Origin of the sequence: Streptomyces sp. NPDC059008 (genome assembly GCF_042749045.1) — a bacterium.
In the GTDB taxonomy this organism is placed as follows: Bacteria; Actinomycetota; Actinomycetes; order Streptomycetales; family Streptomycetaceae; genus Streptomyces.
The window spans coordinates 14,793-38,510 of sequence record NZ_JBHYJC010000008.1 but is presented as its reverse complement, the minus strand read 5'-3'; the positions used below and the strand labels follow the sequence as shown (position 1 = coordinate 38,510).

Here is a 23,718-nt window from a genome sequence, read left to right as displayed (position 1 = left end):
GAGCGCCCGCCTGAGCCCCGCAACCGACGTGGTCTCCGCGCAGGCGGAGGTGATCCGCCGCAGGTGGCCGCTCCTGCCGGGGCGATGTCGTGGTCTCCGCGCAGGCGGAGGTGATCCGCCGCCGCGGGTCCACCCGGAGATCGCCTGGTGGTGGTCTCCGCGCAGGCGGAGGTGATCCGTCAGTCCAGAAATGGCACGAGCCGGGGTTCCTGTGGTCTCCGCGCAGGCGGAGGTGATCCGCTGCAGCCGCCCGGCACAGGCAAGGGCAAGAAGTGGTCTCCGCGCAGGCGGAGGTGATCCGTACCAGAAGGAGGCCAAGGGGGCGAAGGAGGCGTGGTCTCCGCGCAGGCGGAGGTGATCCGAAGGGAACGGGGATGGGGGACGAACGAGTCGAGTGGTCTCCGCGCAGGCGGAGGTGATCCGGAGTGCAGGGCGCCGCCGCGGGGATCAATCAGGTGGTCTCCGCGCAGGCGGAGGTGATCCGAGAGGGATCGCCGTGGTGATGTCGACGGAGATGTGGTCTCCGCGTAGGCGGAGGTGATCCGCTCGTGGCCTACTCGCGCGGTCGGGCCGACGCGTGGTCTCCGCGCAGGCGGAGGTGATCCGCCCGCCCCGACGGGGTCGATCTCCTGGATGACGTGGTCTCCGCGCAGGCGGAGTTGATCCGCCGCTGCCGCCGCACGCCGCGCCCGCATCGCCGTGGTCTCCGCGCAGGCGGAGGTGATCCGGTGACGCGGGCCCTGTCTCCGAACGGGGCAAGGTGGTCTCCGCGCAGGCGGAGGTGATCCGGTGTAGGCGTCGGCCATGGTGAACTCGCGGCCGTGGTCTCCGCGCAGGCGGAGGTGATCCGTTCTTCAGCTTGGCCGCGTTCCCCCATCGGGGGTGGTCTCCGCGCAGGCGGAGGTGATCCAGCACGGCGCCCCGGGTTGCCCAGCAGTGGGCGGTGGTCTCCGCGCAGGCGGAGGTGATCCGGCGGGCCCAGGTTCCGGCGACACCGGCGTCCCGTGGTCTCCGCGCAGGCGGAGGTGATCCGTCCTTGGCGGTGCCGCGGTAGTTCGTGGCCCTGTGGTCTCCGCGCAGGCGGAGGTGATCCGTCGGTTGTCCTCGTATTCGACCGTTTCCATGGGTGGTCTCCGCGCAGGCGGAGGTGATCCAGCGCGGGCTACCAACGCTCCAACTCACTGATAGTGGTCTCCGCGCAGGCGGAGGTGATCCGGCCATCATGTCGCTCGCCAACGCCAACACCTTGTGGTCTCCGCGCAGGCGGAGGTGATCCGGTCCCGGCCACCCCCTGGCCACGACCTTCGCCGTGGTCTCCGCGCAGGCGGAGGTGATCCGGTGGTCACGTTCGTCGCGGTGAAGACGAGGCAGTGGTCTCCGCGCAGGCGGAGGTGATCCGCTGGCGACGCGGGCGCTTTGCCCTGCTCGACCGTGGTCTCCGCGCAGGCGGAGGTGATCCGCCCGAGGCGTACGTCTCGTACTGGTCGGAGCGGTGGTCTCCGCGCAGGCGGAGGTGATCCGTCCCGGGCGCTGCAACTGCGTGCCACGCTCAAGTGGTCTCCGCGCAGGCGGAGGTGATCCGCGAGGGGAGGTGGGTGCTGGTGATCCGATGGAGTGGTCTCCGCGCAGGCGGAGGTGATCCGTCCACGATCGCGACTGTGGCGTGCGCGTGCTTGTGGTCTCCGCGCAGGCGGAGGTGATCCGGCCGATGGGGTGAGGCTCGCGCTTTCCGCCTCGTGGTCTCCGCGCAGGCGGAGGTGATCCCTCAAGTGCGAGAACTTCCAGCGCGTCGGCGCCGTGGTCTCCGCGCAGGCGGAGGTGATCCGATCCCCCACGACATGGGGGAGCTGTTGGCGAAGTGGTCTCCGCGCAGGCGGAGGTGATCCGCCTTCGGTGAACCGGACCAGGGGGAACTCCCCGTGGTCTCCGCGCAGGCGGAGGTGATCCGATGGTCCGGTTCGTGACCGTGATCGCGCCGATGTGGTCTCCGCGCAGGCGGAGGTGATCCGATCGCCACGGCCAGATGCCGGCCGAGCCACAAGTGGTCTCCGCGCAGGCGGAGGTGATCCGGAGGCGAAGGCGGGGCGGTCCAGGCGCGCGATGTGGTCTCCGCGCAGGCGGAGTGATCCGTGCCGGAACAAGGGCGGCATCATCGGTTGGTAGTGGTCTCCGCGCAGGCGGAGGTGATCCGGTGGATCGCGTCGCGGGTCCGGCCGCGGGTGAGTGGTCTCCGCGCAGGCGGAGGTGATCCGCTGATGGCCGCCAGCCGGAACCGGATCGTGTCGTGGTCTCCGCGCAGGCGGAGGTGATCCGGCAGCGGCGTGAGCCTGATCCGCCGGCTCATCGTGGTCTCCGCGCAGGCGGAGGTGATCCGCCGTCCGGTTTAGGCCCGAAGTTTGGGAGTTGGGGTCTCCGCGCAGGCGGAGGTGGTCCGACGATCTCGTAGTCCCGCGCTGCAGCGCCGACGTGGTCTCCGCGCGGGCGGAGGTGATCCGTGCTCCTTCACCAGGCGCTGCGCGGTGGGCAGGTGGTCTCCGCACAGGCGGAGGTGATCCGGTGTACGCATTGTTCGCTCCTTCCCTGGCGTGTGGTCTCCGCGCAGGCACAGGGATGGTTCCTGACGGTCCGCCATGTGCTCTCCGGCCACGCAGAGGCGAGGGACCCGTGCGTGGAAGGCAAGCGCCCCGTCGGCCTGGGCCTCAACCCTTTGGATTGGCTTCTCAGGCGCCTCCGATGGCCACCCACCTCTTGGCTTTTCAGGGACTTTCAGCTCTGCCAGAGGGACTCTTGAGGGAATTTCGGCTACCCAAAGCGGCAAGGCGCTTGAAAGGCCAGAAAGGACCTCCGACGCAGCCCAAAGGCCCAGGTAGTGGCGGACGGGTCTGGCCTATACGCCGGGTTCTGACTCACGGCAGTTCGCCTACGGCAGACGTCCGCGACTGGAGACCTGCGCGGACGCCATGCCAACGTACGGGTATCAGCAAAACCCCAGGTCAACGAGAGGATGATCCAGCGTCATGGACTGCTAAGCCCCAGAGCAGCAGCCGAACCTCAGAACCCCTGGGGCAGCCAGTACCCGCACTACCAGAATTTCCCGGTCTCACCAAGCTCGGACTTCTCCGGATCCTGACGTGACATCGACGCTTCTAACCCAGGAGTCCAGAGATGCACGACCAGATCACGCCCACATATGAAGCCGCGTTCTTGAACTTGACCAAGGCAGCGGAATACCTCGGAATTTCACCGAACACCCTGTATGTCTGGCGTCACCGACGGCAGGGGCCGCCGAGCTTCCGCATGGGAGGCCGCGTCATGTACAGGATTTCGGCGCTCGATGAATGGGTCATGGCGCAAGAGCAGGAAGATTCACGCTCCAACGCTGCTCTCAATCCCCTCAGGCAGATGCCGATGAAGCGCGCAGTACACGCTCCTTGAAGGCTATCTGTAAGCCCGAAGGTAGTGCCTCGATCTTTCGGAGCCTTTCGAAGTCCCGGCGCGTGACCTTCCACTATGCCGTACGAACGTATGTAGTTGAGTTCATAGGAGCAAATTCCCTTGGCGGGGTACATAGAAGACCGCTGGCTCAAGAAGAGGCCCAACAAGGACACCGGCAAGCGTGATCGAACAGCCCTGTGGGGCAGGGGCAAACGCTACCGGGTGAAGGGCATTCCTGGCGTCCGGGACCGCTCGTTCGACACGAGCGAGGACGCGAAGCAGTGGCTCGCGAACGCACAGACCGACACCACACGTGGCGAGTTCGTGGACCCCCGCGACGGGGCGATCCCACTCGCCCAGTACATCGAGAAGCACTGGTGGCCGAGCCGCTCAGACGAACCTTCGACCGCCGCCCCCATGCGCAGCAAGATCTGGAACCACATCATTCCGTTCCTGGGTGAAACGGCGCTCCGGGACATCGACGCTGCCGCGCTGCGCATCTGGACGACGCAGTTGCTGACGCGGGTGGAGGCGTCCACGGCCCAGGTGATCTGGATCCACCTTTCCACGATCCTCGAAGCCGCCGTCGACGACGGCCGCCTGATCAAGAATCCCTGCAAGGCTCACCGGACGGTCAAGGCTCCCAAACCCTCGAAGAGGAGGGCCAAGGCATGGTCCAGGTCAACCGTGGATGCCGTCCGGGCGGGCCTCCAGGATCGGTACCACATCGCGGTGGACCTCGGCGTCGGCCTCGGCCTGCGCCAAGGCGAGGCGTTCGGCCTCGGGGAGGAGGACTTCGACTTCGATGCCGGACTCGTACACATCCGCCGGCAGCTGCGGTGGGACTCCAAGGGAAGGCCGTACTTCTGCCTGCCCAAGGGCGGCAAATCGCGAGACGCTCCCCTCTCCCCCAACCTCGCCAAGCGTCTCCAGGACCACTTCCGCCGCTTCCCCTCGGTCACCTGCACGCTCCCGTGGCGAAACCCTGAGTCACCGACGACCGAGCTGGAAGCGCGGCAGCGCAAACCGATCACCGTCCGGCTGGTCCTGACCACCTCGCAGGGCAATCGAATCAACTACGCAATGTGGAACAAGCGGAGCTGGCGGCCCGCGCTCGCGGCGGCAGGAGTTCTGAAGGTGATCGGCGAGAAGGCCGAGACATACGGCGGCCGCACCCGTCGGCACCCTGTCTACGAGCTCTCCCGCGCGGACATGTTCCACGTCCTCCGGCACACGTACGCGAGCACCCAACTCGAGGCCGGCGAATCGATCGTCAGCGTGTCGGAGTGGCTCGGGCATGCCTCGCCGCAGACCACGCTGAACCACTACGCTCACTTCATGCCCGAGGCGGGCAAGCGAGGCCTCGCCGCCATGGACGAGTGGTTCGAACAAGATCCACAACCGAATGTCCCTGAGGAATCCCTGGGCGACCCACAGACCCCGAATGGGCTCGGAAACCGCAGGTCAGGGCGGTAGTCGCCCACATCGTCAACATGTACCACGAGTACAAGGAGCCGCTCTACGCCGCTCCCCCGCTCCTCCAGCGCATGGTCGACGCGGGCCGGCTGGGGCGGAAGTCGGGGTCGGGGTTCTACTCGTACTGAGAACCCGACGCTCGGGAGGAGTGCCCGCCCGCCGCTCGGGGGAGTTCCGGCGGGCGGACTCCGGGCCGGCGGGCGCCCGTCCGCCGGCCTCGGTTCCCCGTGGGGAGTTCGAGTCAACTCCCCCGCGTGCGGACACGGAAGCGTGTGCGGGGGCCCGGCGGGGGTGCGTGGTTCACACCCCGTGTGCATACCGTCGCGCCGTCACCCGCGGTCACTTCACACGGGGTGTGAAGTGCAGACCCGCATCTGCCCACCGCACACGCTCCCGCCCTTCGGCGCAGCGCAGTTGACTGAGGCGCGTACGCACGACGAAGTCGCTGACCGAAGGAATGAGGAGCGGACCGTGACCGCCCACCCCGAACCCGACCTGACCACCGCCGACTTAGCGGAGCTGAGGCGTGTGCTCGACGTACGCACCGCCCGGGTCGACGGCCAACTCGCGCTGCAGGCGCAGCGCTCCGAGCAGAGCGCGCGTGACACGGACGAACTGACCGCCCGCGTCACGCGGCTGGAGAGCACCCGCTGGCCACTGCCGTCCCTCGCCGCACTCACGGGACTCGCGGCGCTGGTGGTCGCCCTGTGGCAGGCGCTCGGCCGATGAGCCCCGCCGCGGACGGACGGCCCGATCGCCCCGTCCGCCCGCGGCCGGTCGGCCCGACGGCCCTCAGCCCAGGTGGATGTGGTGCAGCATCAGCAGGGCCGCGGCCATACCGGCGGCCGGCACCTCCCCCCGGCCCACCATGTCGGGCACCAGCTTCAACGGCACCCACTCGCGCCGCTCGGACTCGAAGGCGTCCTGCGGCAGGCCGAGGTACTCCCCCTCGTCGGACCAGTAGATGTGATGCCGGGCGTCGGTGAGGCCGTTGGACGGCTCCACGGTGAGCAGGTGCCGGAGCGGGCCGGGGCGCCACCCGGTCTCCTCCTCCATCTCCCGCGCGGCCGCGGCCGCGACGTCCTCACCGTCCTCGACGACCCCGGCCGCCAGCTCCCATCCCCAGGTGTCGGTGATGAACCGGTGCCGCCACAGCAGCAGCACCTCGTGGGCGGCGTTGACCACCGTGGCGACGGCGACCGGCCGCATCCGGATCAGGAAGTGGTCCAGGTGACGGCCGTCGGGCAACGCCACATCGGCCAGATTGACCCGGAACCACGGGTTCGCATAGACGGGCTTCTCGCTGAGATTGTTCCACCGCACGTAACTGCCACCTTCCGCTGTTGGACCGGCAAGGTGACACGTGCCCGGTCAGAGCGGAACGCGCAGCACCTCGTCGATGAGTTCGGCCGCCTCGTCCGTCGCGGAGCTCCCGGTCTCCGCCAGGTGCTCGCGCACCGCCCGCAGCCGGTCCCGCAGCCGTTGCGACTCCATGCCCCGGGCCTGCTCCGTCATCTGGGCCGCGTTGGCCACGGCCCGGTCCGCATCGCCCTGGCGCAGCTCGATATGGGTGAGCATGGCCAGCCGGTGGACCCGGCCGCGGTCGTGTGCGGGGGTGTCGACGGCGGCGTCCGCCTGCTCCCGGGCGGCCCGCAGGTCACCGAGGCTGAGGAGGGCCTCCGCCACTTGTACGTTCACCAGGCCGGGCTGCACATAGCCCGTCTCGGCCGGCTCCAGTCCGGGTCGGATGCGCTCCGCGGCCGCCTCCGCGCGCCGGATGCACGCCAGTGCGCTGGTGCCGTCGCCGAGCCGGGCGTAGGACTTGGCCTGCATGGCATAGAGGTCGGCGGAGAGCGCCGGAGTGATCTGCGGGCCCGCGGCCCGCAGCGCGGCCTCCGCGAAGGCGACCGCCTGGCGGTACTCCCGTACGAAGAGGGACTGGTTGACCAGCAGCGCGATGACGTACGCGCCGAGCCCGCGGTCCCCGCTGGCCTTCGCCAGCCGCAGGGCCTGATGGAAGTAGCGCTGGGCCAGCCCGAGGGCGTCCGAGTCGTAGGCGCAGATGCCGGCGACGGCGACCAGCCCGCCGGTCGCCCGGTGGAGCTGACGCCCCGTCGCGTCGCTGTAGCTGCCCCGCAGCAGCGGCGCCGCCTCGGCGTTGAGGAATCCCACGATGCGCGCTCTGGTGGCGATACCGCCCGCCTTGCGGTACATCTGCTCGTAGTGGCCGCGCGCGGCGCGCAGCATCTCGATGTCGGCCAGGCCGACCCGGGTCAGCCCGTCGCGTGAGACATCGCAGTCCTCGGGCGGGTTCTCCCACTCCCATACGGGGATGACCGCCGAGGTGCCGGTGAGCGCGGGGGCGGCGAGCACATGCGGCCGCTGCTGCTCGTCGGACCGCCACAGCGCGGTGGCCCGCTCGACGAAGCCGGACAGCGGGGTGTCGGGGGCGCTGTGGCGTCCCGGGCGGCTCAGCCCGATGTCGTCGAGTCCGACCGGCCGGTGCAGCCGTTCGCCGAGGACCTCGCAGATCAGGTCCGGTACCTGTCCGCGCGGGCGCTGGCCCTTCAACCACCGGGCCACCGCGGTGTGTTCGTACCTCAGCGCCAGCCCGCGCTGCCGCCCCAGGCCGTTGATCCGGGCGGCCAGCCCGGCGTGCGAGATGCCGGCCTCGTCGAGAATCGCATCGAGCAGGGTATTGGGCTCCACAACGGCCTCCCGGTGAGCGGACCCGCCGTGGGCTCCCCGCTCATGGCCTTGTCGACTTCACCACTCCGCCAGTCGAGCGTAGTGAACCCCGCTTCACACGGGGTGTGAAGTGCCCCGGGGCGGGCGCGGGCCCAGGCAGTGCAGGCCGGGCGCCCCTTCGGACCACGTGACCTCGCGTCCGTCCGCCGCGCAGCCCCGCAGCATGTACCCGATCACGTCGTCGAGACCGGAGGCGACCTCGTCCGCGGAGAGCACGCCGCTGGTGGCGAACCCGGCGAAGCCGTGCAGGGTGGTGAAGAGCGGCATCGCGATCCGTTCGACGGGACCCTCCCGTACGTCGCCGCTGCGCTGCCCGTCCGCGGCCAGCTCCACGGCCATCGCCGCGAGCCGGTGCGCGGCCGCGATCAGCGCCTCGGACGCCTCCGGCTCGTGTTTGACCGTGTACATGAGGTCGAGGAGGGCCGCGTTGGCGGTGGCGAAGTCCACGTAGGCGCGGGCGAGCGCACCGAGCCGCTCGGCGAACGACGCGCCGGCCGCCGCCTGGGACGCGGTCAGGGCCGCCTCCATGCGTTCGAACCCGGTGCGCGCCAGCGCGTCCAGCAGCGCCTGCTTGTCCTTGAAGTGCCGGCTCGGCGCGGCGTGGCTGACGCCGAGGTCACGGGCGAGTTCCCGCAGGGACAGGGCTCCCGGACCCTTCTCGCGGAGTGTCTGCTCGGCGCGGTCCAGCAGCGCGGCGCGAAGGTCTCCGTGGTGGTAGCGACGAGTCTGCATGGCCGCCATCCTAGCGCCGATGTATTCACTGGCTACATTGTTGTCATTGACATCATTGTTGGCGCTGCCTACATTGAGGGCATGGCTCACACACCCACCTGGAACGCAACCCGCCTCCCCGACCAGACCGGCCGCACCGCCGTGGTCACCGGCGCCAACAGCGGGCTCGGCCTCGCCACCGTCGACGCCCTCGCCCGGGCCGGCGCACATGTCGTGCTCGCCGTACGGGACGTCAGACGCGGCGAGGAGGCCGCCGCCACCGTCAAGGGCACCAAGGGCACGCTCGAAGTGCGCCGCCTCGACCTCGCCGACCTCGCCTCCGTGCGGGCGTTCGCCGAGTCCTGGCAGGGCGGACTGGACCTGCTGATCAACAACGCCGGGGTGATGGCCGTCCCCGAGTCCCGCACCAAGGACGGCTTCGAGACGCAGTTCGGCACCAACCACCTCGGCCACTTCGCACTGACCAACCTGCTGCTGCCGCACGTCACCGACCGCGTGGTCACGGTGGCGTCCATGGCGCACAAGGCCCCCGGCACCCGCGTCCACTTCGAGAACCTGGACCTGACCGGTGAATACACCCCCTACCGGGCGTACTCCCAGTCCAAGCTGGCCAACCTGCTGTTCACCCTGGAACTGCAGCGCCGGCTGACCGCGGCGGGCTCCCCCGTGCGCGCCCTCGCCGCACATCCCGGCTACGCCGCCACCAATCTGCAGAGCCACGACGCCAGCGCGGCCCGGCGGGCCCTGATGCGGATCGGCAACAGGGTGATCGCCCAGGACAACCGGGCCGGCGCGCTCCCGACGCTCTACGCCGCCACCCAGGACCTGCCCGGTGCCGCCTATCTGGGCCCCGACGGGTTCGGCGAGATGCGCGGCGGTCCGACGATGGTCAGCAGGTCGGCCGCGGCCAGCGACCCGCAGAGCGCCAAGCGCCTGTGGGAGGCCTCCGAGGAACTGACCGGCGTCGGCTTCCCGTCGCTGAGCGGCAAGGAGGCCGCCGCGAAAGACGGGCGCTGACCTGGGATACGAAGAGCGCACGGCCGGGACCGGTGGGGCGCGGGGCAGGTCGCCGCTGTCCCACCGGGCCCGCCCTAGGAGGCGCCCCTGCCGGTCCCTCGCCCGCCGAGCGACAGCGAACGCCGCCCCGCCCCGGCCCTCCGGGCCGGCAGCCCTACCCGGTCGTTGCAGAGCATCAGCAGCGCCACATCGTCCGTCAGCCGCCCGCCGGCATGGCGCAGCAGCGCCTCCCGCACCTCGTCCACCACCCCGGACGGCACGGGGCCGCAGGGCGACTCGGCCGCCTCGACGCTGCCGCGCAACGCCTCCGCCAGCGGGAAGAACTCCCCCGCCGCGTCCCGGGCGTCCACCGCCCCGTCGGTGTGCAGGAAGAGCGCGGCGCCGGGCTCCAGTCGACCGCACCGCACCGCGGCCAGCTCCTCCGGCAGCGGGAACAGTCCCAGCGGCGGCATCGGATCGGCCGGGGCGACCAGGGCGACCGGCGCGAGGGCCCCGCGGTCGATCCGATAGGGCCATGGATGCCCGCAGTTCAGCGCCGTGACCGAGCCGTCCTGCGCGATCTGCACCAGCAGCAGCGTCACGAACTCCTCCGCGAGCGGGCTCGCCGCCTCCGCACCGCCCCCCGGCTGCTCGACGCGCCCCCGCTCCCGCAGATGCCGCTGGTGCGAGCGCTCCAACCGGCGCAGCACACCGGTCAGTTCGGCCTCGTCGTGCACCACCTCGCGGAAGCTGCCGAGCATCGCCGCGACCATGCCCATGGCCGCCAGGCCGTGCCCGCGCACATCCCCGATCACCGCCCGGACGCCGTGCCGGGTCCCCACGACCTCGTACAGGTCCCCGCCGACCACCGCGCCCTCGCTCACCGAGAGGTGGTCGGCCGCCAGCGCCAGCCCGTCGATCCGCGGCGGCAGCGGCCGCAGCAGCACCCGCTGCGCGGCCGCGGCGACCTCGCGGGTGCGCTCCAGCTCCCGCACCAGCCGCAGCCGCCGGCCGGCCGTCAGATAGCTGGCGCCGATCACCGCGAGAATCGCACCGCAGGTGAGCGCGCGGGTGCCCGGCCCGGCCCCGGGTCCCTCGCTGCCGAACGGGACGAGGGCGAGCAGCGCGCACACCCCGCCCAGCAGGACGCACTGCCGGCGGCCGGTGCCCGCGCAGGCGATGGCCGGTGCGGCGGCGAGGAGTTGCAGCAGCTGACCGCTGGTCGGGTGGGAGAGCTCCCAGCCCACCACGCCGAGCACCCACAGGCCCGGCAGGACGAAGACCGTGGCCCGCCGGACACGGGCCGCGCCGGCGCGCGTCGCGCCCCGCGTCCACGTTCGGATCATGCCGTTGGTCCCCCTAGGGCCTGTCCGATGACTCCTTGCAGGTGTTGCGCCGATCGGTTCGGCCCGCCTGCAGCGGTCACGCGGGCCTCATCGACCTGGTCGATTCTCGCGACGTTATGTGCCCATCCCACGACGATAGGTAAATAACCACTCGATTGGGTGATGGCGCAGGGGGCCGATGGTCTCCTCGCCCCCGCCGGTCCCCCACAGGCACCACACGGCCCACCCACCGGAGACCCGACCCCCGCACGCCGAAGGGGCGGGGGCACGGAAGGCTCACACCCTCCGCGCCCCCGCCCCTCACCACAGGCAGGCGGGCCGCTCAGCCGCGCAGCACCGCACCCGTCCGCTCCACGGCCACCGCCACCGCCGCGTCACGGGCGGCCGAGGCCTCCTCCGCGGTCAGCGTCCGGTCCGCGGCGCGGAAGCGCAGCGCGTACGCCAGCGACTTCTTGCCCGCACCGAGCTGCTCGCCGGTGAAGACGTCGAAGAGCCGCAGCGACTCCAGCAGTTCGCCCGCACCGTCACGCAGCGCGCTCTCGACGTCCGCCGCCGGGACCGAGCCGTCGACGACCAGCGCGACGTCCTGGGTCGCGACCGGGAACGCCGAGATCTTCGGCGCGCGCAGCGGGCCGGCTCCGGCCCGCTCCAGGCGGTCCAGGTCGATCTCCATCGCGCACGTACGCTCCGGCAGCGCGAGCGACTTGATGACGCGCGGGTGCAGCTCACCGGCGTTGCCGACGAGGACCTCCTCGCCGTCGACGAGGGCGAGCAGCGCCGCGCACCGGCCCGGGTGGAACGGCGCGTGCTGGTCCTGACGGACGATCAGCTCGACGCCCGCCTCCCGCGCGACCGTACGGCCCGCCTCGATGGCGTCCGCCCAGGTGCCGGGGCGCCCCTCGCCCCACCAGCCGGCCTGCTCACGGCCGCCGGCGAGCACCACGGCGGCGCGCCGCGGCTGCTGCGGGAGGGAGGCGTCCAGCGAGGCGATCTCGTCGTCGGTCGGCCGGCGGTCGACGACCAGTCGGCTGGCCGGCCGCTCGTCGCCGGTCGCCCGGAAGACCGGGCCGGTCTCGAAGAGCGCGAGATCGTGCGTGCCCCGGCCGTAGTTGCGGCGCAGCGCGCCGAGCAGCCCCGGGATCAGGGTCGTACGGAGGTCGGGCTCCTCGTCGGACAGCGGGTTGACGAGGGTGACCGCCGCGCGCCGCGGGTCGTCCGCCTCGATGCCGAGCTGGTCGAGGACGTGCGAGCCGGTGAAGGGGTAGTTCAGCGCCTCGACGTAGCCGGCACCGGCCAGCGCCCGGCCGACCCGGCGGTGCAGCCGCTGACGCTCGGTCAGCCCGCGGCCGGCCGGCGGCTTCGGGAGCGTGGAGGGCAGGTTCTCGTAGCCCTCCAGCCGGATGACCTCTTCGGCCAGGTCGTTGGGGTCGCCGAGGTCGGGCCGCCAGGACGGCACGGTCACGACCAGCTCGTCCTGGCCGTAGACGTCGCAGCCGACCTGCTGGAGGCGGCGGACGACGGTCTCGCGGCCGTAGGCGACGCCGGCGACCTTGTCCGGGTGGTCGGCGGGGATGGTGATCGTGCGCGGTCCGCGGGGCGAGACGACCTCGGTGACGCCGTCCTCGGCGGTGCCGCCGCCGAGCAGCACCAGCAGGTCGACGGTCCGCTGCGCCGCGGCGGACGCGGCCTCCGGGTCGACGCCGCGCTCGAAGCGCTTGGCCGCCTCCGAGGACAGCTTGTGCCGGCGGGCCGTGCGGGCGATGGAGATCGCGTCGAAGTGCGCGGCCTCCACCACGATGTCGGTGGTGCCGCGCGGCTGTCCGGTCTCCGGGTCGGTGACCGGGCCCGCGATCTCCGTGTTGGCGCCGCCCATGACACCCGCGAGGCCGATGGGGCCGCGGTTGTCGGTGATGACCAGGTCCCCGGCGTCCAGCACCCGCTTGGTGCCGTCCAGGGTGGTCAGCTGCTCGCCGGGCGTGGCACGCCGGACGCCGATCGGACCGTCCACGGTGGCGCGGTCGTAGGCGTGCAGCGGCTGGCCGAGCTCCAGCATCACGTAGTTGGTGATGTCGACGGCGAGCGAGATCGGGCGCATCCCGGCCTTCTGCAGCCGACGCTGCAGCCAGATCGGGGAACGCGCCTCGGGCTCCAGGCCGGTGACCGTGCGGGCCGTGAAGCGGTCGCAGCCCAGGGGGTCGGAGACCTTGACCGGGTAGCCGGCGGAGTTCGGCGGCGGCACGTCCAGCAGGGCCGGGTCGCGCAGCGGCAGTCCGTAGGCGGTGGCGGCCTCGCGGGCGACACCGCGCATCGACAGGCAGTAGCCGCGGTCCGGGGTGACGGCGATGTCCAGCACCTCGTCGACGAGCTCCAGCAGCTCGATGGCGTCGGTGCCCGCCTCGTACTCCGGCGGCAGCACGATGATGCCGCCCGAGCCGTCGTCGCCCATGCCCAGCTCGTCGCCGGAGCAGATCATGCCGTGCGACGTCCTGCCGTACGTCTTGCGCGCGGCGATCTTGAAGTCGCCGGGCAGTACGGCGCCCGGGAGGACCACCACGACCTTGTCGCCCACCGAGAAGTTGCGGGCGCCGCAGACGATCTCCTGCGGCTCGCCGGTGCCGTTGGCGTCGCCGACATCGACGGTGCAGAAGCGGATCGGCTTCTTGAAGCCCTCCAGCTCCTCGATGGTCAGCACCTGGCCGACGACGAGCGGGCCCTTGAGGCCCTCGCCGAGCCGCTCGACGGTCTCGACCTCCAGGCCGACGGCAATGAGCTTGGCCTGTACGTCACGGCCGGACTCCGTCGCCGGCAGGTCGACGTACTCCCGCAGCCAAGAAAGCGGGACCCGCATCAGATCTCCATCCCGAACGGCCGGGTGAACCGGACGTCGCCCTCGAACATGTCGCGCATGTCTTCCACGTTGTGCCGGAACATCAGCATCCGGTCGATGCCGAACCCGAAGGCGAAGCCGCTGTACTTCTCGGGGTCGACGCCGCAGGCGACGAGCACCTTGGGGTTGACCATTCCGCAGCCGCCCAGCTCGATCCAGCCCTCGCTGGAGCAGGTGCGGCACGGGCGGTCGGGGTCGCCCACGGACTCGCCACGGCAGACGTAGCAGACCATGTCCATCTCGGCGGACGGCTCGGTGAACGGGAAGTAGTTCGGCCGGAGCCGGGTCTTCATGTCGGGGCCGAACAGCGCGCGGACCATGTGGTCGAGGGTGCCCTTGAGGTCGGCCATGGTCAGGCCCTCGTCGACGGCGAGCAGCTCGATCTGGTGGAAGACCGGGGAGTGCGTGGCGTCCAGCTCGTCGGTGCGGTAGACCCGCCCCGGGCAGACGACGTACACGGGCGGCTCGCGGTCGACGAGCGTACGGGCCTGCACCGGCGAGGTGTGGGTGCGCAGCACGACGCCGCTCTCATCGCCCTCGGTGCCGTTGCCCTGGACGAAGAAGGTGTCCTGCATCTGGCGCGCCGGGTGGTCGGGCACGAAGTTCAGGGCGTCGAAGTTGAACCACTCCGCCTCGACCTCGGGGCCCTCGGCGACCTCGTAGCCCATCGCGACGAAGACGTCGGCGACCCGCTCCATGAACGTGGTGAGCGGGTGCCGGGCGCCGGCCGGGGTGCGGTCGTAGGGCAGCGTGACATCCACCGCCTCCTCGACGAGCACCCGCGCGTCGCGCTCCGCCTCCAGCTCCTCCTGACGGGCCTTGAGCGCCTGGTTCACCCGGCCGCGGGCCTGGCCGACGCGCTTGCCGGCCTCCGCCTTGGCCTGGGGGGGCAGGGCGCCGATCTCGCGGTTGGCGAGGGCGAGCGGCGAGGTGCCACCGGTGTGCGCGATCTTCGCCTGGGCGAGCGCGTCGAGGTCGCCCGCGGCGGCGATGGCGGCCAGCGCCTCGTCCAGCCGGGCGGCGATCTCTTCCGGTTTCAGGGCTTCGACCTCGACAGGGTCGTACGACTTATTGGGTGCGGACATCTCTTCCCGTGCTTCCGGTGGACTGGCTTGGCTTGGCTCGCTTCGCCTCGGCTCCTCGATCACAAAGGTCGGATGCCGAGCCCGCGCTGTGCCCGCGATGCCTGTGCGCCAAAGGTGCCAAAGGTCAAGTCTAAGGGGGACGGGCAGCGCGACCGGTCCTCGCCCCTGCGGGGCGCCCGCCGCGGAACGCTCAGTCCCGCCCGTCGCCCGCCACCACCCTTGCACGACGCTTCGCGGCAGCTCTAATTCATAAAGGCCGGCGTCGCGACGGGCAGGCTAAATCGGAACTGCGCGCCGCCGGCCGGGGCCCGGCCGACCGTGATCGTGCCGCCGTGCGCCTCGACGATGCCCTTGACGATGTACAGGCCCAGGCCCGTGCCGCCGCGCTTGCTGCCCCGCCAGAAGCGGGTGAAGACACGGCTCATCGACTCCTCCGGAATACCGGGGCCCTCGTCGCTCACGGTGACGCTCGTCCCCTCCGTGCTGGTCGCGTCCGTCGCTGGTCCGACCTCGATGGTGACGGTTCCCTCGCCGTGGCGCACCGCATTTTCCAGCAGATTGCCGAGCACCTGGTCGACCTTGTCCGGGTCCGCCCACAGGTCCGGCAGCGGCCCCCTCATCCGGATCAGGAAGCGGTCCGGCCGCTGGCCCGCGGTGGTCTGCGCCTGGACGTGCCGGCGGACCGCGGCGATCATGTCGACGCGCTGCCGCCGGACCTCCAGCCGCCCGGAGTCGATCCGGGAGATGTCCAGCAGTTCGGCGATCAGGCGGGTGACGCGGTTGGCGTCGGCGTCCACCGTCTCCAGCATCAGCCGCTTCTGGTCGTCGGTGAAGCGTTCCCACTTTTGGAGGAGGGTGGCGGTGAACCCCTTGACGGAGGTCAGCGGGGAGCGCAGTTCATGGGCGACGGTGGCGATCAGCTCGGCGTGGCTCAGCTCCGTACGCCGCCGGGCCTCGGTGCCGCGCAGCGCGATCACCAACCGCTGCACGGGCCCGGTGGGCCGGCTGCGGACGTAGCGGGCGGAGACCAGCACCTCGCGGCCGCCGAGCAGCAGATTGCGCTCGGGCTGGCCCCGGCGGATGGCGAGCCCGCCATAGGGGTCGGTCAGCCGCCACCAGCGGCGGCCCTCGACGTCCTGCAGCGGCAGGGCCTGTTCGAAGGGGCGGCCGAGCGCGTCCTCGGAGGCGATCCCGGTGATCCTGGCGGCCGCGGCGTTGAAGCAGACGACCCGGCCGGTCTCGTCGGAGACGACCAGGCCGTCGGGCAGATCGTCGGGGTCGAGTCCCGCACCGTACGCTTCCGGCCCGCTGGCGGGCGACGGTACGCGCCCGGCTCCGTCGGCCGGACCGCTGTCAGTGGCGACTGTGATGCCGGAAGTCCTCACACTCATCCCCGTTACCCCCTCCCGGGCCCCCGGCACGCAAGACTACTAGCTCGCCTCGGATGTGCCGGGACGATCCGCGGTACGCCCCTCAGGCGGGTGACACCGCGCGGCAGCCGCCGGGGCTGCGCTGGGCGCGGGCGGAGGCGTAGAGGCAGACCGCGGCGGCGGTGGCGAGGTTGAGGCTCTCCGCCTTGCCGTGGATGGGAACCCGTACGACGGCGTCCGCGAGCGCCCGGGTCTCCTCGGGCAGGCCCCAGGCCTCGTTGCCGAAGACCCAGGCGGTGGGCCCGCCCATGGAGCCGGCGTCCAGCTCGGCGTCCAGGTCGCGGTCGCCCGCGCCGTCGGCGGCCAGGGTCCGTACTCCGGCGGTCCGCAGCCCCTCCACCACCCGCTGGACCGGTACGCCGACCGCCACCGGCAGGTGGAAGAGCGAACCGACCGAGGCGCGTACCGACTTGGGGTTGTACAGGTCCACCGAGGCGTCGGTCAGCACGACCGCGTCCGCGCCGGCGGCGTCCGCGCAGCGCAGCACCGTACCGGCGTTGCCGGGGTCGCGGACGTTGGCGAGCACCGCGATCAGCTGCGGGCGGGCGGCGAGGATCTCCTCGAACGGCGAGTCCAGGAACCGGCAGACGCCGAGCAGGCCCTGCGGCGTGACGGTCTGGGAGATGTCGGCGACGGTCCGGTCGTCGGCGAAGTGCACCCGTACGCCGGCCGCGCGGGCCGCCTCGACGATCTCGGCGTGCCGCTCGGCGGCCTCGACGGTGGCGAACAGCTCGATGAGGGTGGGCGCGCCGTCGACGCGGTGCGCGATGGCCTCCCGTACGGCCTGCGGGCCCTCGGCGATGAACCGGCGCTCCTTGCCGCGGAAGGCGCGGCGGGCCAGCCGCCGGGCGGCGGTGACACGCGGGGAACGCGGGGAGATCAGCTCGGGGGTGCCCATGGGCGGCGGCTCACTTCTGTTGTTCGGTGCGTGCGGGGACGGGGCCGGTCCGTCGGCGCCCGGTCCGGAAATGCGGCGGACCCGCAGGCCGGGGCCTGCGGGTCCGCGTCACAACGTCGTCAGGCTGGGGTTCAGGCAGCCTTCGGGGCGTTGACGTCGCTCGGAAGCGCCTTCTGAGCGGCCTCGACGAGCGCGGCGAACGCGTTCATGTCGTTGACCGCGAGGTCCGCGAGGATCTTGCGGTCGACCTCGATGTTGGCGGCCTTCAGACCCTGGATGAAGCGGTTGTAGGTCATGCCGTTCTGGCGGGCAGCGGCGTTGATGCGCTGGATCCACAGCTGACGGAAGTCGCCCTTGCGCTTCTTGCGGTCGTTGTAGTTGTAGACGAGGGAGTGGGTGACCTGCTCCTTCGCCTTGCGGTACAGGCGGGAGCGCTGGCCGCGGTAGCCGCTGGCCTGCTCGAGGATCGCCCGGCGCTTCTTGTGGGCGTTGACTGCCCGCTTGACGCGTGCCACTTGTTAACTCCTTGTAGCGGGGTCGTGGTTGTCGTCACACGACCCAAGTCGATTGTGTCCCGGTCGAAGTCGCGCGCCCCGGTCGTCGAGTGGGGCGCGGCGGCTCACTTGCCGAGAAGCTTCTTGATCTTCGCGGCGTCGCCCGGGGCCATCTCGGCGTTGCCGGTGAGGCGACGCGTCACACGGGACGACTTGTGCTCGAGCAGGTGGCGCTTGCCGGCGCGCTCGCGCAGCACCTTGCCGGAGCCGGTGACCTTGAAGCGCTTGCTGGCACCGCTGTGCGTCTTGTTCTTCGGCATGCGCCGTTCTCTCCTCGTCAGTGGCGCTCCCACCGGCACGGACCGGCTAGCGGGAGCGTCAGATGTATCGGTTGGTATCCGGGGCGGGTGCCCCGGCATGGATCCGGGGCTCGCCCAGAGATCACGCCTCGGCGGGCTCCTCGGCGGGCTCCTCCGCGGGAGCTCCGCCCTGGCGCTCCGCCTTGCGGGCGGCCTGCGCCTCACGGGCCTCGGCCATCGCCTCGGTCTTCTTCTTGTGCGGACCGAGGACCATGATCATGTTTCGGCCGTCCTGCTTCGGGTTCGACTCGATGAAGCCGAGCTCCTCCACGTCGGACGCGAGCCGCTGCAGCAGCCGGAAGCCCAGCTCGGGGCGGGACTGCTCGCGACCACGGAACATGATCGTGATCTTGACCTTGTCACCCTGCTTGAGGAACCGGACGACGTGACCCTTCTTGGTGTCATAGTCGTGCGGGTCGATCTTCGGCCGGAGCTTCATCTCCTTGATGACCGTGTGCGCCTGGTTCTTGCGCGCCTCACGGGCCTTCATGGCCGACTCGTACTTGAACTTTCCGTAGTCCATGAGCTTGCAGACCGGCGGACGGGCGTTCGCCGCCACCTCGACCAGGTCGAGGTCGTACTCCTGCGCAAGCTCCAGGGCCTTGGCAAGCGGCACAATGCCGACCTGCTCGCCACTGGGACCGACGAGTCGCACCTCGGGGACGCGAATCCGGTCGTTGATGCGGGGCTCGGCGCTGATGGATCCTCCTCGGTAGCACCACGCGACGGCCTGGCGGACTGCCGCGTAACGTCTGTTCGGTGTGACCAACCGCGCCGGTAACATGCAAAACGCCCCGGACGGGACACAGGCGGGGCTCCACATAGATCTGGAGCACCGCCGCGAAGTCTCCGCGGGGCGCAGCCGGACCGTTGACCCGCCAACCTGAGGTCGGTCGGGTGGGAGATCGGAGCCTCCACTTGTGGGCCGGTCACATGCGTGTCCGGCCGGTCGGAACACCAGAATACACGAGTCAAGAGGTGGCACCCACTCCTGTGCGGGCACCGGTGGCGGCGCGGGAGCGCTCCGCACCCTTGATGACACTCCCGGACGCGGGGCCCGTGAGCGATGCCCATAGGCTGGAGCCGACCCCTCAGCAGGAAGAAGCCCGAAGACATGAGCGACCAGACCCCGCAGCAGCCCGACGCCGCGAGCGCGGCGCAACCCGACTTCGACGCCATGACCCGTGACATCGCGGAGGTGCCGGCGGTCGAGGTGATCACCACGGTCGCGGTGCATCTGATGAGCTCGGCGGCGGTCAACCTGGGGCTCGCCGAGGACGGCGCGGCGCACAGGGACCTCGACGAGGCGCGCAAGCTCATCCAGGCGCTCGCCGGGCTGGTCACCGCCAGCGCCACCGAGATCGGCTCGTACCACGCGGCCCCCCTGCGGGACGGGCTGAAGTCGCTGCAGCTGGCGTTCCGCGAGGCGTCGATCGTGCCGGACGAGCCGGGGCAGGGCCCCGGGGAGAAGTTCACCGGCCCCGTTTACGGCTGAAGCCACGGATTTCTCCGCACCCAGGAAGGGCCCCGGCCGGGAGACGGCCGGGGCCCTTCCTCATGCGCGGGCGCGGGGCGCCCCGGCTCAGGGTCGTCCACCGGGGCCGGTCGCGGCGTCGGTGGGCATGCCCTCGTCGGCGACGATGAGCGGCTCATGGGGCGGATGGGTGACCTGATGGACCACGGCCGCCAGGGCGCCGCCGATCAGCGGCGCGACGATGAACAGCCACAGCTGGGTGATGGCGGCGCCGCCGGCGAACAGGGCCGGGCCGATGGACCGCGCCGGGTTGACGGAGGTGCCGGTCAGCGGGATGCCGACGAGGTGGACGACGGCCAGCGCCAGGCCGATGGCCAGTCCGCCGAAGCCGAGCACGGCCACCTTGTGGGTGGCCGCCAGCACCACGAAGACGAACAGGAAGGTCATCACGATCTCGATGACGAAGGCGCCGCCGAGGTTGATGTGCACCGCCGAGCGGTCGCCCCAGCCGTTCGTGCCGAAGGCCCCGTGCGTCTGCAGGCCCGGGATCTGCGTGGCGACCAGGAAGAGCACCGCGGAGCCGACGATGGCGCCCACGATCTGGGCGATCCAGTACTCGACGGCCGTACGCACCGTGATGCGGCGGGCCAGCAGCATGCCGAGCGTCACCGCGGGGTTCACGTGGCATCCGGAGATCGGGCCGAGGGCGTAGGCCAGTGCCAGCAGCGTGAAGCCGAAGGCCAGGGCGATGCCGAAGGTGCCGATGTACTCGCCGGCCAGCACCACCGAGCCGACGCCGAAGAACACCAGAAGCAGCGTGCCGAGGAACTCGGCCACGACGACGCGGGTCAGAATCGTGGAGGTCGCCGCCTCCGTCTCGGATTTCTCCATGGGGCTCTCCTCGCGTGGATCTTGAGCTCTCCTCGCATTGTGCGGCCCTGGGGACGACCCCGCCCGTTGGGCGGCCCCGGGTCCGGGCGGGATGCCGGGCCCCGGGGCGGCGGATCAGCGCCGGAAGAGGGGTTCCCCGGCCGTCGTGCCGCCGGGCGGCAGAAGGGCCAGGTCCAGGCCGCGGACGAGCCGGGCGCGCAGCACCTCGTCGGTGGCCAGCGACTGGGCCAGGCGCTGGGCGACCTCAGCGGTCGGCGCCCCGGCGGCGAGGCCGAGCGCGAGCGTGCCGTCGGTCTCGTCGGACGGCGCGAGATGGGCGACGAGCACGGCGGGCTCGGCGGCGAGCAGGCCGCGCAAAGCGTCGGTGACGGCCGGGTCGGCGAGCGGGTCGGCGGTCGTACGGCCCTCCGCCAGGGCGCGCAGCGCGGGGCCGGTGAGCTGGTAGGTGACCGGGCCCGCCAGGTCGATGACGAGGGTGTCGGCCTGCTCGTGGGAGGCGGCCAGCAGCGCCTGCCGGAGCGGCACCGCCACGGGGCGGGCGTCCGGACGCCAGCGCTGGAGCGCCTCCATCGACGTGAAGGCGGGCAGCGCGCGGCGGCCGTCCGGAGCCTGGAGGGTGGGGACCGCCATATCGCTGGTCTTCTCCCGGCGCAGGCCGTCCGGGCCGGTTTCGACCTCGCCGAGGAGGGCGACGACCGGGACGAGTACGCGGGCGCCGGCCAGCGCCGCGAGGAGCCGCGGCTCGGCGCTCCGGTCGTCGTCGTACGCCGCCAGGGCGGCCGCCAGCGCGGGGTCGGCCGAGCCGTCGTCGTCGGAGAAGCCGGGATCGGGGATGTTCTTCTGCACGTCGGCGAGCGTATCTGGCCGGCGCGCCGCGCCGTCGCGTGCCGGGGGGCTCAGGAGCGGGTTCGCCAGATGAGGGCCGCGGCGGCGACGAGGGCCAGGCCGACGGCGCCGGCGGTCCAGGGGACCCAGTCGACGGGGCCGGCGGTGGGGTCGTCCTTGGTGGGGCCGGGGCCGAAGTAGCGAGCGGCGTAGGCGGCGGGGGACGGCTTCTGGGAGGCGGGCTTGAGGGCGGGGGCGGCCTTGAGGGCGGCGGCGGGGTCGATCAGTCCGGCACCGTAGTCGTCGTCGCGGCCCCCCTCGGGGGAGTCCTGGGCGGTGGCGGTGAGCAGGCGGCGGATCTGGTCGGGGCTCAGGTCGGGGTGGGCGGAGCGGATCAGCGCGATGGCGCCGGAGACGAAGGCCGCGGCGGGGCTGGTGCCCCAGCCGGAGACGTAGGCGCTGCCGTTGCCGGCCATGGCGATCTCGTCGCCGGGCGCGCTGACCGTCGCGTACCAGTGGCGGGTGGAGAAGTCGGCGCGTTCGCGCCGGTAGTTGACGGCGGTGGCGGCGATGACGCCCGGGTAGGCGGCGGGGTAGGAGACGTGGTCGCCCTTCTCGCCGCCGTTGCCCGCGGAGGCGACGACGGGGATGCCCTTGCCGAGGGCGTACTGGATGGCGGCGTCCTCGCGCGGCTCGGGGTGGGCGGACTCGCTGTCGTCGCCGAGCGACATGCTGATCACGTCGGCGCCGTGGTCGGCGGCCCAGCGGATGCCGTCGGCGAGCGCGCCGGCCTTCTCCGTGCGGGCCCGCCCGCGCTGCGGATCGTTGTCCTCCAGGATCACCCGGACCGGGAGGATCCTGGCTTCGGGGGCGACCCCGAGCACGCCGTCCTGGCGGCCCTGGCCGTGGCCCCGGCCCGCGATGACGCTGGCCATCCCGGTGCCGTGCCGGGCCCATGCCACGTCCCCCGGGCCGGCGCCGAAGCCGATCAGGTCCTTCTCGGGCAGGACCTGGCCCTCCAGGTCGGGGTGGTTGGCGTCGACACCGGTGTCCAGCACGGCGACGGTGACGCCCGACCCCTTGGTCGTACGCCAGGCCTGCTGGGCGTGGACGGCCTGCAGGCCCCACTCCTGGGCGCGGATCACATCGGCCCGGGCGGGCACGGAGGGCAGCACGGCGAGCGCGGCGGAGGCCAGCGCGACGGCGGCGCCGCGCAGCGTGGTCTTCGTCATGGCGAGGACTCCGTGGTGTGCGAGGAGATGCCGGACGCCGTGCGGAAGTCGGCCGCGATGCGGTCCGCGAGGTCCTTGGCGTCGTGGCCCAGGCCGGACTCGGCCGGGGCGGTGGTGGCGCCCGGCCGGACCGCGGCCTCGGCGGACTGCGGTGCGGAGACGGTCCGGCCGTCGGCGAAGCCGGAGACGGCGAAGACGATCACCGGGATGTCGGTGAGCACCCGGACGGTCCAACTGGCCCGCTGGGCGCGCCCGAAGCCCTCGGCCGGGGTGCCCTCGGGGGCGTACGGCAGCGGCATCAGGTCCGTGCGGCTGCCCAGGTTCTTGGTGCTGAAGCGGGTGTTGAGAGCGATCATTCCGGCCGCGTCGGCCTTGGCGGTCTGCGCGCCGACCGTGATGACGCTGGAGCGGGTGGCGTCGAGGTACGTGGCGCGCAGCAGGCGGACGCAGCCCGCCCCGGTGAGCGCCTGGGCGAGCGGGCGGTCGTAGGCGCCGGTGCAGCCGCTGTCGCGGGCGACGGCGATCCGGGTCCAGGTCCGGTCGGCGCCACCGGGGCCGACGCCCAGGCCCTCGACGGTGCGCGGGAAGAGGGTGTCGACGGGGGTGTTGCGCCAGACGTCGCGGCCCGCGGCGAAGGCGGCCTCCGGGGTGGGCGGGGCGTCGGCGGAGTCGTCGGTGAGCCAACTGCCGGCCGCGGCACCGCCGATGAGGCCGATGCCGAGGACCAGGCAGGCCGCGGCGGCGGCCAGCCGGGCGCCGGGGCGGCGGCCGGCCGAGGGCCGCGGCCGGGGCCCGGCGGGCATGCCGGGGACGGCCCCGGCCGTCTGGTGCGGCAGGGGCCTTTGGGGCCAGGGCGGCTGCGGCGGACGCTCGGCCGCGGGCGTCGGCGGTTCGCTGCCGGGCGCCGCGGACGGGGTGGCGGAGGCGGGTCTGCGGGCCCGCGGCGGGGCGCCGGCGCCGGGCTCGCCGTTGCCGTTCCACAGCTCCTGGCTGTTGGCCAGGTGGAAGGCGGCGGTGTCCCGGAAGGAGTCCGGGCGCCGGGGCGGCGGCGGTGCGGCGGGTGCCGGGGAGCCGGGCGCCTGGTGCGGGCGCGGGGGCTGCGCGGTGGGTGGCGCCGGTGGTGGCGCGGCGGGACGCGGCGGGACGGCCGGGGCGGCGGGGGGCGTGGGCCGCTGGGGCGGTGTGGGGTCGGCGGGGGGCTGCGCGGCCTGCGCCCTGGTGGGCGGGGCGGGCGGCGGGCTCGGGACCCGGCGCAGCACGGTCGTACGGGGGTCGGTGTTCGGTCGCGGCGCCGCGGTCACCGGGGGCTGCTGGGGCGGCCGCGGGGGTATGGGCGGGATGTGCCGCGCATCGGCGAAATCGGCGTCGGTGCTCACCCGCGCTCCCCCTTGCGCCGTGTCCCCGGACCCG

General features: G+C 72.2%; 20 protein-coding genes, 1 pseudogene and 1 CRISPR repeat array. Of the genes and pseudogenes, 6 read left to right on the top strand and 15 right to left on the bottom strand.

Annotated features, from left to right (window positions below):
• Positions 1-28 precede the first annotated feature (28 nt).
• Positions 29-2,616: direct repeats of the CRISPR family, unit length 29 nt; unit sequence GTGGTCTCCGCGCAGGCGGAGGTGATCCG.
• Between the two features lie 549 nt (positions 2,617-3,165).
• The 4 genes and pseudogenes from ACFWZH_RS12805 to ACFWZH_RS12790 all read left to right on the top strand — a co-directional run bounded on the left by ACFWZH_RS12805 (position 3,166) and on the right by ACFWZH_RS12790 (position 5,640).
• Entirely contained in the window at positions 3,166-3,435 is a 270-nt protein-coding gene (locus tag ACFWZH_RS12805) for a helix-turn-helix transcriptional regulator (RefSeq protein ID WP_384428666.1), read from the top strand.
• A 120-nt stretch (positions 3,436-3,555) separates the two neighbouring features.
• Positions 3,556-4,911, top strand: a complete 1,356-nt coding sequence (locus ACFWZH_RS12800; RefSeq protein ID WP_384428664.1) for a tyrosine-type recombinase/integrase — start codon at positions 3,556-3,558, stop codon at positions 4,909-4,911.
• Between the two features lie 14 nt (positions 4,912-4,925).
• Positions 4,926-5,039, top strand: a pseudogene (locus ACFWZH_RS12795) (3-hydroxyacyl-CoA dehydrogenase family protein); the annotation flags it as partial.
• A gap of 343 nt (positions 5,040-5,382) precedes the next feature.
• The gene (locus ACFWZH_RS12790) at positions 5,383-5,640 is read left to right on the top strand and encodes a hypothetical protein (RefSeq protein ID WP_384428662.1); all 258 of its coding nucleotides are present in this window, start codon (positions 5,383-5,385) and stop codon (positions 5,638-5,640) included.
• Between the two features lie 63 nt (positions 5,641-5,703).
• Here the strand turns inward: ACFWZH_RS12790 and ACFWZH_RS12785 are convergent, their stop codons facing one another.
• The 3 genes from ACFWZH_RS12785 to ACFWZH_RS12775 all read right to left on the bottom strand — a co-directional run bounded on the left by ACFWZH_RS12785 (position 5,704) and on the right by ACFWZH_RS12775 (position 8,391).
• Entirely contained in the window at positions 5,704-6,234 is a 531-nt protein-coding gene (locus ACFWZH_RS12785; protein WP_384428660.1) for an NUDIX domain-containing protein, read from the bottom strand.
• A gap of 48 nt (positions 6,235-6,282) precedes the next feature.
• Positions 6,283-7,620, bottom strand: a complete 1,338-nt coding sequence (locus tag ACFWZH_RS12780) for a transcriptional regulator (protein WP_384428658.1) — start codon at positions 7,618-7,620, stop codon at positions 6,283-6,285.
• A gap of 93 nt (positions 7,621-7,713) precedes the next feature.
• Positions 7,714-8,391: a TetR/AcrR family transcriptional regulator gene (locus tag ACFWZH_RS12775; RefSeq protein WP_384428656.1), complete on the bottom strand. Its 678-nt coding sequence runs from the start codon at positions 8,389-8,391 to the stop codon at positions 7,714-7,716.
• A gap of 81 nt (positions 8,392-8,472) precedes the next feature.
• Here ACFWZH_RS12775 and ACFWZH_RS12770 point away from each other — a divergent pair, with 81 nt between their 5' ends.
• A complete protein-coding gene (locus tag ACFWZH_RS12770) occupies positions 8,473-9,408 on the top strand; it encodes an oxidoreductase (RefSeq protein WP_384428654.1) in 936 nt (311 codons plus the stop codon).
• Between the two features lie 74 nt (positions 9,409-9,482).
• On the opposite strand, the gene ACFWZH_RS12765 is transcribed toward ACFWZH_RS12770, so the two are convergent.
• The 8 genes from ACFWZH_RS12765 to infC form a co-directional block, all read right to left on the bottom strand.
• Positions 9,483-10,733: a PP2C family protein-serine/threonine phosphatase gene (locus ACFWZH_RS12765; RefSeq protein ID WP_384428652.1), complete on the bottom strand. Its 1,251-nt coding sequence runs from the start codon at positions 10,731-10,733 to the stop codon at positions 9,483-9,485.
• A 322-nt stretch (positions 10,734-11,055) separates the two neighbouring features.
• Positions 11,056-13,581, bottom strand: coding sequence for a phenylalanine--tRNA ligase subunit beta (gene pheT / locus ACFWZH_RS12760; protein ID WP_384428650.1), 2,526 nt, complete (start codon positions 13,579-13,581; stop codon positions 11,056-11,058).
• Positions 13,581-14,705: a phenylalanine--tRNA ligase subunit alpha gene (gene pheS, locus ACFWZH_RS12755; RefSeq protein WP_384428648.1), complete on the bottom strand. Its 1,125-nt coding sequence runs from the start codon at positions 14,703-14,705 to the stop codon at positions 13,581-13,583. The genes pheT and pheS overlap by 1 nt, the downstream gene beginning before the upstream one ends.
• A 242-nt stretch (positions 14,706-14,947) precedes the next feature.
• On the bottom strand, positions 14,948-16,096 hold the full coding sequence (locus ACFWZH_RS12750; protein ID WP_384428646.1) for an ATP-binding protein: 1,149 nt from the start codon (positions 16,094-16,096) through the stop codon (positions 14,948-14,950).
• Positions 16,097-16,178: 82 nt separating this feature from the next.
• Positions 16,179-17,033 carry a TrmH family RNA methyltransferase gene (locus ACFWZH_RS12745; RefSeq protein ID WP_384428644.1) on the bottom strand — a complete coding sequence of 285 codons (855 nt, stop codon included), beginning with the start codon at positions 17,031-17,033 and terminating at the stop codon, positions 16,179-16,181.
• A gap of 131 nt (positions 17,034-17,164) precedes the next feature.
• Positions 17,165-17,548: a 50S ribosomal protein L20 gene (gene rplT, locus ACFWZH_RS12740; protein WP_384428642.1), complete on the bottom strand. Its 384-nt coding sequence runs from the start codon at positions 17,546-17,548 to the stop codon at positions 17,165-17,167.
• Between the two features lie 104 nt (positions 17,549-17,652).
• Positions 17,653-17,847, bottom strand: a complete 195-nt coding sequence (rpmI, locus tag ACFWZH_RS12735) for a 50S ribosomal protein L35 (RefSeq protein WP_016576627.1) — start codon at positions 17,845-17,847, stop codon at positions 17,653-17,655.
• A gap of 121 nt (positions 17,848-17,968) precedes the next feature.
• Complete coding sequence (gene infC, locus ACFWZH_RS12730) at positions 17,969-18,670, bottom strand: translation initiation factor IF-3 (RefSeq protein ID WP_384428640.1); 702 nt, start codon at positions 18,668-18,670, stop codon at positions 17,969-17,971.
• Between the two features lie 330 nt (positions 18,671-19,000).
• On the opposite strand from infC, the gene ACFWZH_RS12725 reads away from it, so the two are divergent.
• A complete protein-coding gene (locus ACFWZH_RS12725; protein ID WP_384428638.1) occupies positions 19,001-19,381 on the top strand; it encodes a DUF1844 domain-containing protein in 381 nt (126 codons plus the stop codon).
• An 87-nt stretch (positions 19,382-19,468) separates the two neighbouring features.
• On the opposite strand, the gene ACFWZH_RS12720 is transcribed toward ACFWZH_RS12725, so the two are convergent.
• The 4 genes from ACFWZH_RS12720 to ACFWZH_RS12705 form a co-directional block, all read right to left on the bottom strand.
• Positions 19,469-20,251: an MIP family channel protein gene (locus ACFWZH_RS12720; protein WP_384428636.1), complete on the bottom strand. Its 783-nt coding sequence runs from the start codon at positions 20,249-20,251 to the stop codon at positions 19,469-19,471.
• A gap of 114 nt (positions 20,252-20,365) precedes the next feature.
• The gene (locus tag ACFWZH_RS12715) at positions 20,366-21,097 is read right to left on the bottom strand and encodes an SseB family protein (RefSeq protein WP_384428634.1); all 732 of its coding nucleotides are present in this window, start codon (positions 21,095-21,097) and stop codon (positions 20,366-20,368) included.
• A 50-nt stretch (positions 21,098-21,147) separates the two neighbouring features.
• Positions 21,148-22,308 (bottom strand): type VII secretion-associated serine protease mycosin, encoded by a 1,161-nt coding sequence (mycP, locus tag ACFWZH_RS12710; RefSeq protein ID WP_384428632.1) that lies wholly within the window; start codon positions 22,306-22,308, stop codon positions 21,148-21,150.
• On the bottom strand, positions 22,305-23,684 hold the full coding sequence (locus tag ACFWZH_RS12705; protein ID WP_384428630.1) for a hypothetical protein: 1,380 nt from the start codon (positions 23,682-23,684) through the stop codon (positions 22,305-22,307). Before ACFWZH_RS12705 ends, mycP begins: the two co-directional genes overlap by 4 nt.
• Between the last annotated feature and the right edge of the window lie 34 nt (positions 23,685-23,718).

What these genes read in the sequence shown, in the direction of transcription:
- mycP (WP_384428632.1), bottom strand. Translation starts at nt 22,308, where the DNA reads ATGACGAAGACCACGCTGCGCGGCGCCGCCGTCGCGCTGGCCTCCGCC.
- ACFWZH_RS12775 (WP_384428656.1), bottom strand. Translation starts at nt 8,391, where the DNA reads ATGCAGACTCGTCGCTACCACCACGGAGACCTTCGCGCCGCGCTGCTG.
- ACFWZH_RS12770 (WP_384428654.1), top strand. Translation starts at nt 8,473, where the DNA reads ATGGCTCACACACCCACCTGGAACGCAACCCGCCTCCCCGACCAGACC.
- rpmI (WP_016576627.1), bottom strand. Translation starts at nt 17,847, where the DNA reads ATGCCGAAGAACAAGACGCACAGCGGTGCCAGCAAGCGCTTCAAGGTC.
- ACFWZH_RS12725 (WP_384428638.1), top strand. Translation starts at nt 19,001, where the DNA reads ATGAGCGACCAGACCCCGCAGCAGCCCGACGCCGCGAGCGCGGCGCAA.
- ACFWZH_RS12720 (WP_384428636.1), bottom strand. Translation starts at nt 20,251, where the DNA reads ATGGAGAAATCCGAGACGGAGGCGGCGACCTCCACGATTCTGACCCGC.
- ACFWZH_RS12805 (WP_384428666.1), top strand. Translation starts at nt 3,166, where the DNA reads ATGCACGACCAGATCACGCCCACATATGAAGCCGCGTTCTTGAACTTG.
- infC (WP_384428640.1), bottom strand. Translation starts at nt 18,670, where the DNA reads ATGTTACCGGCGCGGTTGGTCACACCGAACAGACGTTACGCGGCAGTC.
- ACFWZH_RS12750 (WP_384428646.1), bottom strand. Translation starts at nt 16,096, where the DNA reads ATGAGTGTGAGGACTTCCGGCATCACAGTCGCCACTGACAGCGGTCCG.
- ACFWZH_RS12765 (WP_384428652.1), bottom strand. Translation starts at nt 10,733, where the DNA reads ATGATCCGAACGTGGACGCGGGGCGCGACGCGCGCCGGCGCGGCCCGT.
- pheT (WP_384428650.1), bottom strand. Translation starts at nt 13,581, where the DNA reads ATGCGGGTCCCGCTTTCTTGGCTGCGGGAGTACGTCGACCTGCCGGCG.
- ACFWZH_RS12745 (WP_384428644.1), bottom strand. Translation starts at nt 17,033, where the DNA reads ATGGGCACCCCCGAGCTGATCTCCCCGCGTTCCCCGCGTGTCACCGCC.
- pheS (WP_384428648.1), bottom strand. Translation starts at nt 14,705, where the DNA reads ATGTCCGCACCCAATAAGTCGTACGACCCTGTCGAGGTCGAAGCCCTG.